Annotated in this window: 13 protein-coding genes and 1 pseudogene; 4 read left to right on the top strand and 10 right to left on the bottom strand. The window is 49.7% G+C overall.

The genetic code is table 11. The features are described 5' to 3' along the window. Nucleotides 1-53: 53 nt before the first annotated feature. The 4 genes from ispG to rpoN form a co-directional block, all read right to left on the bottom strand. Nucleotides 54-1,799 (bottom strand): (E)-4-hydroxy-3-methylbut-2-enyl-diphosphate synthase, encoded by a 1,746-nt coding sequence (gene ispG / locus Q4A89_RS05620; RefSeq protein WP_303184264.1) that lies wholly within the window; start codon nucleotides 1,797-1,799, stop codon nucleotides 54-56. Continuing rightward, complete coding sequence (purE, locus tag Q4A89_RS05615; RefSeq protein ID WP_303184263.1) at nucleotides 1,796-2,302, bottom strand: 5-(carboxyamino)imidazole ribonucleotide mutase; 507 nt, start codon at nucleotides 2,300-2,302, stop codon at nucleotides 1,796-1,798. Before purE ends, ispG begins: the two co-directional genes overlap by 4 nt. Nucleotides 2,303-2,308: 6 nt before the next feature. Then, nucleotides 2,309-2,686, bottom strand: a complete 378-nt coding sequence (gene gcvH / locus Q4A89_RS05610) for a glycine cleavage system protein GcvH (RefSeq protein ID WP_303184262.1) — start codon at nucleotides 2,684-2,686, stop codon at nucleotides 2,309-2,311. 83 nt (nucleotides 2,687-2,769) lie between these two features. Further along, the gene (gene rpoN, locus Q4A89_RS05605; RefSeq protein WP_303184261.1) at nucleotides 2,770-4,227 is read right to left on the bottom strand and encodes an RNA polymerase factor sigma-54; all 1,458 of its coding nucleotides are present in this window, start codon (nucleotides 4,225-4,227) and stop codon (nucleotides 2,770-2,772) included. Between the two features lie 119 nt (nucleotides 4,228-4,346). On the opposite strand from rpoN, the gene Q4A89_RS05600 reads away from it, so the two are divergent. After that, nucleotides 4,347-5,261 carry a ribonuclease Z gene (locus tag Q4A89_RS05600; protein ID WP_303184260.1) on the top strand — a complete coding sequence of 305 codons (915 nt, stop codon included), beginning with the start codon at nucleotides 4,347-4,349 and terminating at the stop codon, nucleotides 5,259-5,261. A 270-nt stretch (nucleotides 5,262-5,531) separates the two neighbouring features. On the opposite strand, the gene Q4A89_RS05595 is transcribed toward Q4A89_RS05600, so the two are convergent. Beyond that, on the bottom strand, nucleotides 5,532-7,073 hold the full coding sequence (locus tag Q4A89_RS05595) for a sulfatase (protein WP_303184259.1): 1,542 nt from the start codon (nucleotides 7,071-7,073) through the stop codon (nucleotides 5,532-5,534). A 78-nt stretch (nucleotides 7,074-7,151) separates the two neighbouring features. Here Q4A89_RS05595 and Q4A89_RS05590 point away from each other — a divergent pair, with 78 nt between their 5' ends. Beyond that, nucleotides 7,152-7,541 carry a rhodanese-like domain-containing protein gene (locus Q4A89_RS05590; RefSeq protein ID WP_303184258.1) on the top strand — a complete coding sequence of 130 codons (390 nt, stop codon included), beginning with the start codon at nucleotides 7,152-7,154 and terminating at the stop codon, nucleotides 7,539-7,541. A gap of 28 nt (nucleotides 7,542-7,569) precedes the next feature. Here Q4A89_RS05590 and Q4A89_RS05585 read toward each other — a convergent pair. Further along, nucleotides 7,570-7,686 (bottom strand): annotated as a pseudogene (locus Q4A89_RS05585) (aspartate-semialdehyde dehydrogenase); the annotation flags it as partial. 121 nt (nucleotides 7,687-7,807) lie between these two features. Next, a complete protein-coding gene (locus Q4A89_RS05580) occupies nucleotides 7,808-10,126 on the bottom strand; it encodes an outer membrane beta-barrel protein (protein ID WP_303184257.1) in 2,319 nt (772 codons plus the stop codon). A gap of 877 nt (nucleotides 10,127-11,003) precedes the next feature. Between Q4A89_RS05580 and Q4A89_RS05575 the strand changes: the two genes are divergently transcribed. Beyond that, nucleotides 11,004-11,183, top strand: coding sequence for a rhodanese-like domain-containing protein (locus Q4A89_RS05575; RefSeq protein ID WP_303184265.1), 180 nt, complete (start codon nucleotides 11,004-11,006; stop codon nucleotides 11,181-11,183). Between the two features lie 136 nt (nucleotides 11,184-11,319). Here Q4A89_RS05575 and Q4A89_RS05570 read toward each other — a convergent pair whose 3' ends face one another. Beyond that, a complete protein-coding gene (locus Q4A89_RS05570; RefSeq protein WP_303184256.1) occupies nucleotides 11,320-12,330 on the bottom strand; it encodes an aspartate-semialdehyde dehydrogenase in 1,011 nt (336 codons plus the stop codon). A gap of 163 nt (nucleotides 12,331-12,493) precedes the next feature. On the opposite strand from Q4A89_RS05570, the gene Q4A89_RS05565 reads away from it, so the two are divergent. Further along, nucleotides 12,494-14,464: a lamin tail domain-containing protein gene (locus Q4A89_RS05565; protein ID WP_303184255.1), complete on the top strand. Its 1,971-nt coding sequence runs from the start codon at nucleotides 12,494-12,496 to the stop codon at nucleotides 14,462-14,464. Here Q4A89_RS05565 and dusB read toward each other — a convergent pair. Together dusB and Q4A89_RS05555 are read right to left on the bottom strand one after the other, a co-directional pair. Then, nucleotides 14,458-15,462, bottom strand: a complete 1,005-nt coding sequence (dusB, locus tag Q4A89_RS05560) for a tRNA dihydrouridine synthase DusB (protein WP_303184254.1) — start codon at nucleotides 15,460-15,462, stop codon at nucleotides 14,458-14,460. The genes Q4A89_RS05565 and dusB overlap by 7 nt on opposite strands. A gap of 117 nt (nucleotides 15,463-15,579) precedes the next feature. Beyond that, a complete protein-coding gene (locus Q4A89_RS05555) occupies nucleotides 15,580-16,314 on the bottom strand; it encodes an RDD family protein (protein WP_303184253.1) in 735 nt (244 codons plus the stop codon). Nucleotides 16,315-16,318: the final 4 nt, after the last annotated feature.

Raw genomic sequence — 16,318 nt, 5'->3', positions numbered from 1 at the left:
ATTCTTACACACCTAAAGAGGGGGTGCCCAAACATTGCATTTTGACACACCCTCTATCGATCGATACGCTCTTCGTTTTCGGCAATCAGCTTGAGCAATTGCTCTACGGCTTCTTCTTCTGGAATATTCTTCTGCACACAGGTCTTCCCTTTATACAGACTGATCCGACCGCGTCCCGCACCAACGTAACCGTAATCGGCATCGGCCATTTCGCCGGGGCCATTGACGATGCAGCCCATGATCCCGATCTTCAATCCCGTCAAGTGAGATGTCGCCGCCTTGATGCGGGCGATGGTTGTTTGCAGGTTATAGAGCGTCCGTCCGCATCCGGGACATGAAATGTATTCCGTACGACTGATTCGGGCACGTGCGGCTTGCAGAATACCGAAAGCAAGGCGATCGGTCACCGAAGCATCGAATCCATCGCTCGTAATCATAAGGCCGTTTCCGATGCCATCGATAAGCAGCACGCCGAGATCGGCCGCCGCTTTGATCTGAAGACTTTCGAGTTCCGTCTCGTTGTAATGACGATGCAGGATAATCGGTGTTTGACACCGGGCTTCTTTAAGATGCAGCGCGGCTGCGCGGGCCTCGTTCACCCCGTCGGCCGACTGATTCTTTAAAACCAATACCGTGGATTTATTTCCCTTGATTTCCGTAATAAACGCAGGAGTCAGATCGGCGATCGTCACCTCCATCAAACGGACATGGCTCGGCGTCGAAGTCTCGCCTGTACGGTAGAGCGGTGTTTCATTCTCTTCGGAAGAGATCCAAAGATAATCCGGCCGATCGGTCGATGAAATCGCGACATCATCCGGATTCCGGCATGAAATAACGACAGGCAGATGTTCTCCCCCGATGATTTCGACGGCTTCCGTCACCCGCGTATAATCGGTGGCCGTACCTTGGTAGGTTTCCGGCATATCGGTGAATTCGGCCTCCCTACAGGAATCTATATGACGTACCAGCTTACGCGCGACGGGTATCTCTGCCTCAGGCGGCTCACTGAGCGATACGCGGATCGTATCGCCGATACCGTCGGTCAGCAGCGCCCCGATGCCTGTAGCGCTTTTGATACGCCCGTCTTCGTCGTTACCGGCCTCGGTCACCCCCAGATGCAACGGATAATGCATGTCTTCGGCTTCCATCGTGCGCACGAGCAGTCGCACGGTACGCACCATGACGACTGTATTCGAAGCCTTGACGGAAAGTACCACATCGTTGAAACGCTCCTCTTTGCAGAGGCGCAGAAATTCCATACACGAAGCGACCATACCTTCGGGCGTATCGCCGTAACGATTCATGATACGGTCGGAAAGAGAGCCGTGATTCACCCCGATGCGGATCGCCGTGCCATGTTCGCGACAGAGATGAAGAAACGGAATGAAGCGGTCGCGTATTTTCTGGAGCTCGGCTGCGTATTCTTCGTCCGTATAGTCTACGCTTCGAAACTTCCGTACCCCATCGACATAGTTGCCGGGATTAATCCGAACTTTCTCGACATGGACAGCAGCCACTTCGGCCGCTTTGGGATTAAAATGAATATCGGCCACGAGCGGAGTCTCGCAACCCTTTTCGCGCAATTTGCTGCGGATAAGACCGAGATTGTGTGCTTCCCGTTCGCCTTGCGCGGTAAAACGGATGTATTCGGCACCCGCTTCGGCCATACTGAGCGCCTGAGCTACGGCCGCATCCGTATCCATGGTCGAAACGTCGGCCATGGACTGGATGCGAATCGGGTTGGTTCCTCCGAGCGGGGTTGCCCCGATCGTTACGACCGATGTATGACGGCGCTTCAATTCGTTTTGTATTTAAACTTCACAGCAGCCAATTCTTCATTGGCCTTGACGATCTTCTTCTTCAAATCTTCCTTATATTCCGTCAAGCGAGTGTTCAGTTCCTCATCGCCGAGCGCAAGCATCTGTGCAGCCAAAATCGCAGCGTTTTGCGCTCCGTTGATGCCTACTGTCGCCACAGGGATGCCGGGCGGCATTTGTACGATAGCCAACAACGCGTCCATACCGTCGAGCGAAGCATTGATCGGTACGCCAATGACGGGCAGCGTCGTCATCGAAGCAATCACACCGCAGAGGTGTGCGGCCATACCGGCGGCCGCGATAATAACCTTGATTCCGCGTCCGGCGGCATTTTTGGCAAACTGTTCCACTTCTTCGGGAGTACGATGAGCCGAGAGCGCATTCATCTCGAACGGAATTTCCATCTCGTCGAGGAATTGTGCCGCTTTATTCATCACGGGCAGGTCAGAAGTACTGCCCATGATGATACTTACAACCGGTTTCATCCGAGCTTATCCGATGAGGTTCCGGTAATCGGCAGCAGAAAGAAGGGCATCCGCCTTGCTTACGTCGTCCGGTTTAATTTTTACGATCCACCCTTTGCCGTACGGATCTTCATTGATTAACTCCGGCTTGTCTTCGAGTTCGGGATTGACTTCGAGGACCTCGCCGCATACAGGCATCAACAGGTCCGAAACGGTTTTTACAGCCTCGATAGAGCCGAACGCCTCTTCCTGAGCCACATGCTCTCCTTCGGTAGGAATATCAACATAGACGATTTCGCCCAGCTCTTTCTGTGCATAATCCGTAATACCTACATAGGCGCAGTCGCCCTCGACACGGATCCATTCATGATCCTTGGTGTACTTCAATTCTGTCGGGAAATTCATGATTCTATTATTTTTTATTGGGTTAATGTTATTTCGCGACAAAGATAAAAAACTTTCCGATAAACGTAATGGAGCGTTCTGTTTTAAATTTCTTTTCGGAGCCGGGCGACGGGGATCCCCATTTGCTCCCGATATTTGGCCACGGTACGGCGCGCCAATCGATAGCCTTTTTCTTTCAGCAGAGCTGAAAGCGCGTCGTCGGTGACAGGGTTCTGTTTGTCTTCCGCATCGATGGATTCGCGCATAATTTGCTTGATTTCGCGTGTGGATATTTCTTCACCGCTCTCGTTACGGGCCGATTCGGAAAAGAAGTACTTCAGCGGATAAATGCCGAAATTCGTTTGCACGTATTTGCTGTTGCTAACGCGCGAGATTGTCGAAATATCGTATCCCGCACGTTCGGCTACGTCTTTGAGAATCATCGGTCGAAGCCTCGTCTCGTCGCCGGTGAGGAAAAATTCGTTTTGCAATACGACGATCGCTTCCATCGTACGCTGTAAAGTTTCTTGACGTTGCCGGACAGCATTGATAAACCACTGTGCGGCATCGAGTTTTTGTTTGACAAACTGAACGGCATTGCGCATCTCCGGACTGCGGTTCGTTTTGTTTCCGGCATAATCGCGAAACATATCGCTGTATTCGCGGCTGATGCGCAAGTCGGGCACGTCCCGCTGATTCATGCTCAGCGTCAGTTCACCGTTGTGATTTTCGACGATGAAATCGGGTGTGATTTCGTTCATCGCACTCTCGGAAGATTCGTTCCAACCGTTGCCGGGCTTGGGATTAAGCGCCGTTATCTCGTGTAAGACCGCTCGCAAAGTCTCTTCATCGATATTCAATGCCCGCTGAATCTTCTCGTAATGTTTCCGAATAAACGCTTCAAAATGATTATCAATAATATCCGCGGCCTGACGGGTATAAGGCGTCTGCTCTTTTTTCTCGAGCTGGATATGCAAACATTCCTGCAAGTTGCGCGCTCCGATGCCGATGGGTTCGAAATCCTGAATGACTTTCAAAGTCGGTTCGATATCGGATTTGCTCACCTCTACGCCGGCCTTAAACATCAGGTCGTCCGCAATGGCAGACAGTTCGCGCCGCAGGTAACCGTCGTCATCTATATTGCCAATGATGTATTCGCCTATTTTCTTTTCTTCCTCCGTCAAATCGCGAAGGCTGAGCTGTTCGACAAGGAAGTCGTGGAGCGAAGGGCCGGCAGAGAAGGGAATGTCTTCGCGTCGTTCGTTTGTGCCGTTCATCACACGAAGCTGGTAATCGGGAATATCATCTTCGGTGAGATAGTCGCCAAGGGTTAAATCGGTTTCGTTTTCTGAGCTTTCATACATGGTTTCATCCGCCTCGGTACCATCGGCTTCACCATCCGACAAAGGATCGCGTCCTTCTTCGAGCGCCGGATTTTCTTCAAGCTCCTGCCGGATGCGTTCTTCCATTTCGATGGCCGGCAATTCGAGCATGCGAATAATCTGAATCTGCTGAGGTGAAAGACGTTGTTGTAAACTTTGTTGTAATTGCTGTTTCTGCATAAAAAAGCATCTGAAAACGTGGGTGCAAAGGTAGTGCAAAAAAAAGAAACAGGGAAAGAACAACGAGAAGAAAGCGGAAAATATGCGTACCTTTGCGGCTCATGAACAGAGAGAAAAATATGATACGTTTCGATGTGACCTTGCTGGGATGCGGTTCGGCGACACCGACCCTGCGTCACGAGGCAACCGCTCAAGTCGTAAATCTGCACGATAAACTGTATATGATCGATTGTGGCGAAGGAGCGCAGCTACAAATGAGGAGGATGCGTATCCGATTCAATCGTCTGACCCATATTTTCATTTCCCATCTGCACGGCGATCATTGTTTCGGACTGCCCGGATTGCTTTCAACGCTCGGAATGTTGGGACGCAAAGGCGAATTGGTGATTCACGGGCCTTATGCTCTCGGAGATTTTATCCGTCCTGTCCTTGCCTTATTCTGCAAAGAAATGGGATACACCGTACGACTGAACCTGATCGATCCCGGGAAGCATGCACTGGTGATGGAAGATCGTTCGCTCAGTGTCTGGTCTATTCCGCTAAAGCATCGCATACCTACGTGCGGTTACCTTTTTGCCGAGAAACCTCGCGAAGCCCATCTGATACGTGAAATGATCGATTTTTACCAAGTGCCGGTCAAAGCGTTGAGGGGAATCAAGCAAGGTGAAGATTTTATCACGCCCGAAGGGGTAACCGTTTCTCACACACGACTGACGCGACCGGCACAACCACCGAGACGTTACGCGTTCTGTTCGGACACCGCTTTTGAACCGTCTATTGTTCCTTATATTGAAGGAGCTGACTGCTTATATCATGAAGCTACGTTTATGGAGAGTGAGTTGGCACGCGCCAGAGAAACGTTTCATTCTACGGCTCGTCAAGCCGCAGAAATTGCCCGTATGGCAGGTGTAAAAAAACTTGTACTTGGACATTATTCAGCCCGTTATGAAGACATTAATCCATTACTTGGAGAAGCTCAAGCCGTTTTTTCGAACACAATTGCAGGTCAAGAAGGTATGATCGTGCAAATTTAACACAAGACCCGCTAAAACCGATCTGCGATTACAGAGCGACTCTTTTGAAAAATATCCCAAACCTGAACAAAGCACAATATTTCATCTCCCCAAGCCTAACCATAAGTTGGGGTAGTACTTTTCCCTTTCTGTTCTTTGAGGCGCAGATACAAACAGGGAAAGAGTCAAGCAAAGAAATATTAAGATTGCATAAATGAAACAATCAGATGAATAGCCAAGGAGTGAAAAGTATTTGCAAACAGGTTTAGTCTGGCGTAATAAGAAATTATTTCACTTTTTTTCGTCGGGCCAGGGGCACGGTTTACCGGTGGCCTTGAACGACGGACGCTGGGCGTCGACGCCGCGTAGATAGGTGCTGAGCTTTTCGGATAAGGCGATGACACGTTCCGGACAGGAGGCGGAGCATTCATGTGTTTCACCGATATCTTCGGAGAGGTTAAACAGTTCCTTCTTGCCGGTCTCGTAGTAATAAATGAGTTTCCAGTCGCCCTCGCGAATGGTACATGAAGGGCCGACTCCCGGCCCGCTGCCGTCCCACAGGTTCGGGCAGTTCCAGAAGAGCGCGCGACCGTCGGAAGGGTTTTGACCTTTCCCGGTGAGGAGAGGGACGAAGCTTCGTCCGTCGATAGGCTGCGCGATTTTATCGTTCTCGATTCCGGCCATTTCGAGGATGGAAGGGAAGAAATCTTCGATGATGAGGTAATCGTCGCAACGGGTTTGAGGCTTTACCTGCCCGGGCCATGAAACGATCATGGGTTCGCGTATCCCGCCTTCGTAAGCCGAGCCTTTTCCGCTTTTGAGGGGAGCGTTGTGGGTATGCAGCGTGCCGCCTCGCCATTTCGAGCCGCAACTGAATCCGCCATTGTCGCTCATAAAGAGAATAATGGTCCGCTCGGCCTCGCCATGCGCTTCGAGCCAGTCCATCAGATCGCCGAGGCTCTTGTCCATCCCTTCGATCAGGGCGGCATAAGCCGCTTCTCTGGGGTCTAATCCTTTGTCGAGATATTTGGCATAGAAGCGCATGTCTTTATCGACGGGGATATGGATCGCGTAGTGCGCCATATAAAGGAAGAAGGGTTGTCCGTATCGCTTCGCCTTGTCGAGAGCGCGGATGGCTTCGAGCGTAAGCGCTTCGGTGGCGAAGATGTCTTTGCCGTGATATTTTTCGAGTCCGGGGATGGCAAAGGGCGATTGCGCGCCTCCATCGGTACGATTGCCGAAGTTTTGTTCGCCGAGGTAGCTGGCCAGTCCTCCGGCCGCGTGACCGGCAATGTTCACCTCGAAGCCGAAATGCGCGGGATTTTCGCCCGGCGTATCGATGGCGCCGAAATGCGCCTTTCCGCAATGAATGGTATGATATCCGTGCTCTTTGAGCAACTGCACGAACGAAGTCGCGCAATAGGTTTGTTCGATGCCCGGCACCTGACAGATCCCGTTCACATTCCATTGCGGAAATTCGAGGACATCGCTTGAAGCATCAGTCGATTGATTGCGATGGAGCGTCCAGTTCGTCACCCGGTGTCGTGCCGCGTTGGCTCCGGTGAGCAGGCTGCATCGCGTGGGCGAACTGATGGCCGAGGCATACGCCTGCGTGAACATCATCCCCTGCCGGGCCAAACGTTCCATATTCGGTGTTTCGTACGTGTCGTTGAACGGGGTACGCTCCGTCCAGAAAGGCAGCGAGGTATCCTGCCAGCCCATATCGTCGACCATAAACAGGATGATATTCGGACGACGGACGGTATCCTGCGTTTCCGCTCCCTGCGCGACAATCGGAAGCAGAGCGAGCGAGATGAGGGGTGCTGTTTTCATTGTGATCATGCGTATGCGCGCAAAGGTAGCGACATCTTCCGGTTTTTCGTTATCTTTGTCGCCCTAATTTTTTGCATTATGACGAAATTTATCGCAGTTATATCATTATTTGTGGCGCTTTGTTGTACGAAGAAAGCGAGCGGAGGAGAGTTTACATCGTATTCGGTGGCTGAGTTCGATGCGTTGCTGAAAAGCAACAAGTCGATTCAGTTGGTCGATGTTCGCCGTCCCGACGAATTTAAGGCCGGGCACATCGAAGGAGCTATCCTGATCGATGTCACGCAAAGCGATTTTCTGGAGAAGGCCGATTCGTTGCTCGACAAGTCGCGGCCTGTGGCCGTCTATTGCCGGAGCGGCAGGCGTAGCCGAAGAGCGGCCGCCCTGTTAGCCGAAAAAGGCTATACGGTGCATAATTTGAACGAAGGCTATCATGAATGGCGTCTTTATCAGGAGGGGAAAAAACCATGAGGATTTTCCCCTCCTCTTTTTTTCGGTCTTAGCCGATCGCTCCGGCCTTGAGCAGGTATTCGGCAATCTGTACGGCATTCAGAGCCGCTCCCTTTTTGATCTGATCGCTGACCGCCCAGAACGTTAATCCGTTCGGATGGGCAAGGTATCATGTCCTGAAAAAGGTTGACAGTTGGACGGCTCTCTCCAAGGGATAGCGTACGGGGCAGCGCGCTGTCTTTCGACTTCTTCAGAGGACAGCTTTTTATTTGTTATTCTGTTATTCGTCATAGCCCTAACCTTGACGTTTCTATATTCTCTCTGTTACGCGCTTTAAATGCGCCGAACGTATATTTAACGGATAATGAGACAAACCGCGTATCATTGTCCATATTCAACTTATAATACTGCCCTCCCTCATCGACTCTGACTCCTTGTCTGCGTCCCTTCAGCAGGTCTTCACTATTCAGATGAATGTCCCATTTTTTTGCAGGTTTCCAGAGTATTCCAACTGACAAGTCATATATTGGGTCGATAGTATAAATACCTTGAATCGCTTTACTGATAAAATACCCGTTTACCTGCATGGACAAAGTTTTGCTTATATTCAGCGTATTATTCAGTCGGATTTGGCCGGCCCATGTGTGCCTGTCGAATGAAACATGAGCAATCTGGCCTTTGTCAATAACGTTGAATCCCGACAGTATCACTCTGGACGAAAGGCGTTTGCCAATCATGAATGGTGCGATAATGAGAAAACCGTACGTATCATGATAATCTAAATTCGATACACGGTACACGGCTTGTAACTGGTCGGGACTTTGAACAAGGGTTTGCCTGATATTTCGAGTACTCCGTGTTCCGAACAGTTGGAAAATATATTTGCTTCTGAAGATATACACTGTGCGAAACATATAATCGTCCGATGGTTTCAACTGTGGGTTACCGGCAATCGACACATAGCTACTGCGGTAAGTCGTTGTTGGGGTTTGTTGCCAATACGAAGGATAACACTTCTCATTCGAAAGTGATAGTTGAAGGACATGAGTGGGGCTAAATCGCCAAGTGAATCCCAAAGTAGGATACCATGTATTCCTATTCCACAAGATTTTTCCGTCGGGATTAGTCATTGCTTTGTGATGTTGGCAGCTCATTCCTGCAGACAGAGTTCCTTTTTTCAGAAAAGAATATGACCAATCACTGAAAATTTCGAGCATTATTTCGCTCTGGGTCTGGTTTATATTTTCAATGGAAATGCGGTCGCGTTCTGTTGTATTCGTGTTTTCTGCAGAACTTATTAGAGCTCTTACGCCATAAGTAAGCGACGCGTTTCGGAACAGTTTCGATTTGTTGGTCAGATAAAAATTCGATTGGTGTACCGATTGAAATGCTCTGCCGTTTATAGTGTACATCTGCTGCCCTCTGTTAGACTGTTGTTGGGTGTTTCTCTGCTTATAAATAAGAAAATCACCTCCTGCAGAGAGTGTACTGAGCATATAGTCGGCAGAGACGACGTGCAGATAACTATTTCCCGACAAATCGTTGTCGCTGTGAGTCATTCCTACGTTCTCAATTATAACGGCACCCGTTCTGTGGGAATCCGTACGGTTTATAGATGTATAATAAGACAAGTCTAAGGTGTGTTTGGTCGAAAAGGAATGAAACAGCGCACACCGTACACGGTGTGCATGATTAAAGCTCTCTCCTTTGTTGTCCTGCTCAATTATGAATGTTGCGGGGGATGTCCCTTCAGTCAGCGTATGGACGGAATACAAGTCTTCTTTTGTGTAATTACCTTTTCGACGAAATTCGTAGTTTATATCAATACTCGTTTTTTCTCTCGAAAAAACGAAGGAGGCACCGGCAGAGGGGGATAGTCTGTAGGATTGGGATATGCTGGAATAAAATTCTCCTCGACATCCTTTCTCTTCAGAGGAACGATCTAAAACGACATTGACGGATGCCCCCCGAACACCGAACGAAGCAGGAGTCACGTATAATATTTCAATGCTTTTCACTCGGTTAGCAGGCATCGATTTTAACATCTGTTTGATTTGCTCTGCAGACATGGAGCTTTTTTTTCCGTTGATAATGATTGAAGTCGAAGGAGCACCAATAATCGAAATACGATCCCCCGATTTATCTAATCCTGGCACCTCTCCGAGCAGGTCGAAGGCGTTTGTCACAGGTTTATTCTTTACAAGCGTTTGTACAGGGAAACTTAATCGACCATCAATGACTCTCACCTGAGGCATTTCGGCTTTTACGATAACTTCATCCAGCAAGAGATTGTCTTCTTCCATAAGATAGATACGCCCCCTTTCGGCAATATAGGGATAATGGACGGTTTTATATCCTACGGATGAAAGCCTTAATATATATAGCTTATCCGGCTTAATGTCTGTGATTTGAAAGTATCCCGTTGAATCCGTAACGCCGCCCCTAACGAAAAGAGAGTCTCCGGCAGACAATACGCTGACGTTTGCGTAAAGAATAGGGAGACCTTTCCGGTCTATCACAATGCCCGAAATTTGCCCTTGTATGTAATTTATCCCATAAGGAATGATAAAAAGAAGCAAACTCACTAATGTAATTCGTATATTCATCTATCTAACTACCACAAACACTTTGAATACAAAAATATGCAAACCTTTGTGAGCGACCTACTATTTTTTGTATAATTATTTTCGACATTGCTAAGTTGCTATAGCTTTTGTGAGCATCAAAACATTTAACACACTAACGATCAAATCGTTTTAATTACAAAAAGAACAAAACTATATACTAATTTAACAACACCTTATTTTCAGGCCAAATTACAGACAAACGGGTATGGTAAAGCGTTCAATATTTTTTCATCTTTCGTTATCTGCTAAAAAATATTAAAAAAAACGATGCATCTCTTCTTTTCTTCTTTGCTTGGCGTTTTCTATTTATCTTTCCTCTATAAATCCCCTTGCTTATCCATATATCCTTAATCATCAGAAGCTATGAAGCTGTCGTAAACTCTTAGTAAGGTGCTCAAAAGGCACATCAAGTTTAGGTGGCATACCTCTGCATGCACCGACTCAATTAAACAATTAAGATGCTTTTCTCTACGAGCTTTCCTGTCTCACACGCACTTTCATTACCAACAGCATTTATTACTTCTTTTACCAAACGAGATGTAACTTGCCACAAAAATAAGAGGCTGAAACAAAGTTGAAAAAAACAGTATCCAACACGGTTTCTCAGTCAAACATTCAAGCCTGCGTACTTTTGTTTGGGTCAAATGAGTGACCTGTTTCTAACATATTACAGATGATTTCCAGTATTTTTCGGGCAATCGACAATAGGACTTTTTGTGAATTCATCCTTTTAGATAAACGATTATACTTTAGTCAAAAAAATGATTTGTTGAAGCAGGCAGCACATCAGGATATGTCCATGAGCATTTGTCAAAAATATTTAAGGCCGGGCACATCGAAGGAGCTATCCTGATCAATACTCGACAAGTCGCGGCCTGTGGCCGTCTATTGCCGGAGCGGCAGGCGTAGCCGAAGAGCGGCCGCCCTGTTAGCCGAAAAAGGCTATACGGTGCATAATTTGAACGAAGGCTATCATGAATGGCGTCTTTATCAGGAGGGTGTGTCAGAACGCAATGTTTGGGCACACCCTCTTTAGGTGTGTAAGAAAGGGTGAAATGCAAGGCGCTAAGGATGAGGGCGAGGGAGCATACTAAGGTATGTGACCGAGCTCACATTCCGCAAGCAACGAAGCAGTTCGCCCGTTATGACACACCGCTCTCTTTTTTTCGGCCTTAGCCGATCGTCCCGGCCTTGAGCAAGTATTCGGCAATCTGTACGGCATTCAGGGCCGCTCCCTTTTTGATCTGGTCGCTGACCGCCCAAAACGTTAATCCGTTCGGATGGGCAAGGTCTTTGCGGATACGGCCTACGTAGACAGGGTCTTTCCCGGCTACGAAGAGCGGCATCGGATAATCTTTCTTGGCCGGATCGTCCTGTAAGACGATTCCTTCGGCACGGGCAAACGCTTCTTTTGCCTCTTCGACCGAGACAGGACGCTCCGTTTCTACCCAGATCGCTTCGCTGTGCGCACGCATCACCGGAACACGTATGCACGTCGCGCTCACCTCGATGTCGGAATGCATGATTTTGCGGGTCTCGCTGTACATCTTCATCTCTTCCTTCGTATAGCCGTTGTCGGTAAATACGTCGATCTGAGGAATCAGATTATACGCAAGTTGATAAGCGAATTTTTCGACCGTCGGCTCTTCGCCTTTGAGAAGCTGCGCGTACTGCTTCACCAGCTCGTCCATCGCGGCTGCGCCAGCGCCGCTGGCAGCCTGATACGTGGCTACATGCACCCGTTTGATATGCGAGAGCTTTTCAATGACGTTCAACGCTACGACCATCTGAATCGTCGAACAGTTGGGATTCGCGATGATTCCTTTCGGACGTGTCAGCGCGTCCTCCGGATTGATTTCGGGCACGACCAAAGGCACATCGGCATCCATCCGGAAAGCGCTTGAATTGTCGATCATCACCGTGCCGTGTTTCGTGATCGTTCCGGCATATTCGACGGAAGTACCGCCTCCGGCCGAAGTAAAAGCCACATCGATGCCTTTGAAATCGTCATTGTGTTTCAGTTCTTTGACGAGATACGGTTTGCCCCGGAACGTATATTCACGTCCCGCGCTGCGTGACGAACCGAACAGTACCAGTTCATCCATCGGGAAATTTCTCTCTTCGAGCACACGAAGGAACTCCTGTCCTACCGCACCGCTTACTCCAACAATTGCTACTTTCATCTTTTTCGTTTTAAAGAATATGGAATGTTTGATATTTTTCGTTGTATATTTGTAACAGAAATCTTCAAATACGGCTGCAAAGATAGAAAAAACAAATACGGCAGACGGTATCTGCCGTATATTTTTCATGCGTTGCAGGCCGAGAAACAAGGAGGGAAGTACGATGAAACACATGATGCTACTCGTTTGCTTGATGCTTATGCCGGTCTTCTTGCGGGCACAAACGTCCGACCCGTCGAAACCCAGCGATGTGCTACTGAACGAAGTAATGGCCAATCCGAAAGGACTGACGGCATTGCCGGAAACGGAATATATCGAAATTTATAATGCTTCGGGCAAAAACCTTTTGTTGAAAGGGTGGGTTTTCATTTACGACAAGACAACGATTGCTCTGCCCGATGTTACGTTGCCTGCCGGCGGATATGCGGTGCTTTATCGCGAAGGGCGAGAGATTGTGATTCCTACCGAGGCGCTGAAGTTAGGCTTAAAAAAGTTCCCTGCGAATCTGGCCAATGGCGGTAAGCATATCGCTTTGAAAAACTCGGAGGGGCATCTTATTCATGCCTACGACTACCCAAAAGCTGTGGCCGGGAAATCACACGAACGAGGCTCGGATAATACGTGGCATCTCTGTACCGATCCGCGCGGAGGTACGCCCGGCATGGTGAATTCGTCGCCTACCTCGCCACCCGAACCGACGCCCCCTCCTGAACCTCCGACACCACCTCAACCTCCGGTCCCTCCGGTTCAGCCCGACCCATCGAAGCCGGGCGATGTGTTGCTGAACGAAGTGATGGCCAATCCCAAAGGACTGACGGCATTGCCGGAAACAGAATATATCGAGATTTACAATGCTTCGGGCAAAAGCCTTTCGTTGAAAGGGTGGGTTTTCATTTACGATAAGACAACGATTGCTCTGCCCGATGTCACACTGCCTATCGGCGGATATGCCGTGCTTTATCGCGAAGGGCAAGAGATTGTGATTCCTACTGAGGCGCTGAAGTTAGGCTTAAAAAAGTTCCCTGCGAATCTGGCCAATAGCGGTAAGCATATCGCCTTAAAAAACTCGGACGGGCATCTTATTCATGCCTACGACTACCCGAAAGCCGTAGCCGGGAAATCGCACGAACGAGGCTCGGATAATACGTGGCATCTCTCTACCGATCCGCGCGGAGGTACGCCCGGCATGGTAAATTCGTCGCCTACCTCGCCACCCGAACCGACGCCTCCCCCGGAACCTCCGACACCACCTCAACCTCCGGTCCCTCCGGTTCAGCCTGAGCCTCCGACACCTGAAGAGCCGATCAAAATCGAGCCCGGTGAAATCGTCGTGAATGAGATTTTACCCGATCCATTCGCCGGCGGAAGCGAATTTATCGAACTTTACAATCGTTCGGGACGGACATTGCCGGTAAACGGCCTTGCCCTTGCGATCCGAAAGGCGAACGGTGAAATCGGTACGCGGTACCCTCTGACATCGGTCAAAGACTCTCTTGCGGCCGACGGATATCTCGTCGTCACCTCAAACCGTAGCGGAGTGACCGACTTTTATACGATTCCTTTTCCTGAGCGGATCCATGAACTCAAATTGCCCATCCTGCATAACAATGAAGCGACGATCGTTCTGTTGCGAAAAGCCGACTCTCTCGTCATCGATAAGGTGGCTTACTCGTCGAAGTGGCATGATGCGGCCATCAGACATATAAAAGGCGTTTCACTGGAGCGTATCCGTCCCGACGGAGCGTCGGAAGAGGCATCGAATTGGACTTCGGCGGCTTCGGAAGCAGGTTACGCGACACCCGGATACAGAAACTCGCAGTTCAGGGATACGCAGACTGACTACTCGCTTGCCATCGAACCGCCGGAATATCTCCATGCTACTGACCGTTACGTTATATCTTACCGAACGGACAAAACAGGCTATCGTTGCCGGGTCGAGGTTTATACACCTAACGGGAAGAGAGTCGCGGAAATAGTGAACAACCAACTGCTAACGCCTAACGGCAAAATCTCGTGGGATGGCGCAGGAACAGACGGAAGCCGCCTGTCGCCCGGCGTGTATATCTTCTTTGCCGAGCTTTACCACTCCGACGGCAACCGCCGACGGGTCAAAAAAGCGTTTCTGGTTCACTGACCCGCCATGGATTGTTTATCGCGGATAATTTCTTCCACTCCGTCCATGATTTCGAACAGCTCCGACACGGTTTCGGCACGCAACATGGCGACCCGTGTCGGTTTGAAGTCGGGGATGCCTTTAAACAGAGGGGTTACGGCCAGATGCCGACGGATATGGAGGATGCCGCGTCGTTCGTCGAGCCGTTCCACGCTTTGCCGTACCTGTCGTTTCAGGATATCGAGATACCATTGAAAGGATTCGGGGCGAAGCAGCTCGTCTGTCTGTAGAAAATGTTTTACTTCGCGGAAAATCCACGGCCGTCCGATACTCGCGCGTCCGATCATCACGCCGTCTACTCCGTAGCGATCAAACGCTTCCTTGCAACCCTCGGCCGACGTAATGTCGCCGTTGCCGATGATCGGGATATGCATGCGCGGGTTTTCTTTTACGGCGCCGATAAGCGTCCAGTCGGCTTCGCCGGTGTACATTTGCGCCCGTGTGCGTCCGTGAATCGTGAGGGCTGCGATGCCGCAATCCTGTAGTTGTTCGGCCAGTTCGACAATGATGCGATGATCGGCGTCCCAGCCGAGACGCGTCTTCACCGTTACCGGGATGTTTACGGCTTTCACGACGGCGCGTGTGATCTCAAGCATCAGCGGAATGTTGCGTAACATGCCCGCGCCGGCACCTTTATTCGCCACTTTCTTGACCGGGCAACCGAAATTGATGTCGAGCACATCGGGGCGGGCGGCCTCGCAGATCTGTGCCGCCTCAACCATCGGCATCACCTCGCGGCCGTAGATTTGTATGGCCACCGGACGCTCTTCGTCCGATACTTTAAGTTTCTCCTCCGTCTTGCTGATCTGGCGGATCAGTGCATCGCTCGATACAAATTCGGTATAGACCATATCCGCCCCGAATTGTTTACACATCAAGCGAAACGAGATATCCGTCACATCTTCCATCGGGGCCAGCATGACCGGCCGTTCTCCCAAATCTATCGTTCCGATTTTCATTTTTATCTCTCCTAAACGGCTGTAAAAGTAATGAATTTAACGCCTCCGGACAAAAACAGCGTGTGTCGCGGAATGTATTTCCAGAGTACGGTCATCAAAATCAATGTTCCAAACGAATCAGATTTCTTCCAAGGCGTAATATTGATAATCCCGCATCAGGGTGCGGAGGAAAGGCTCGTCGGGGAGGGTCGTCTCGATCTTCAGAAAGCTGCGAGCCTGTAGCGCTAATTGATGGATGCGTTGCGGGCGTTTACTGCTCGTGTCGGACAAGGTTTCGGCAATCAGGTTCATCTGCTCGAGCGAGAGGTGCTCGGCCTGCGGAAAGACCGGATGATAGTCTTCCGTCAAATGGCGCAGCTCGTGAAAGATCAGCTGGATACCCCGAAAATCGTTTTCCTTGATCACGAGCGTCCCACCGGCAAGGTCGCCGAAGCGCTGGTTGTTACGTGTCAGGATGATCGGGATCAGTCCGATAAACGACATGTGCAGATCGACAAGAAGCAGGAGCCAGCGCAGCAGGTAGGCGGAGAAAGAAGGCGTACTGCCGTCTTTCATCACCACACGTATGCCTGCTAGCTTTTTACCGGGCGATTGTCCCCGGTTAAATACCTCCCAAAGGAGCGAATAACACAAGGCCGGCAGATAGCAGACGATTATCGCAAGCGACAGAACGAGGTCCAGCTCTTTTATGTCTGTGAAATTGGTATAAATCCTAAATAATAAAGAGATCACGAAGAGGTAAGCGAACAGCAGAAGGGAGTCGATGATTCGTGCCAGGATTCTGCTCCCGATGCTGGCCGGTTCCTGATCGATCTGTACGTACGAGTTCGTGATAATGCTCGAGTATGCCATTCGG

The organism is Tannerella sp. (assembly GCF_030528505.1).
Classification (GTDB): domain Bacteria; phylum Bacteroidota; class Bacteroidia; order Bacteroidales; family Tannerellaceae; genus Tannerella.
The sequence above is the reverse complement of the archived record's forward strand: the minus strand, read 5'-3'. Positions and strand labels throughout refer to the sequence as shown.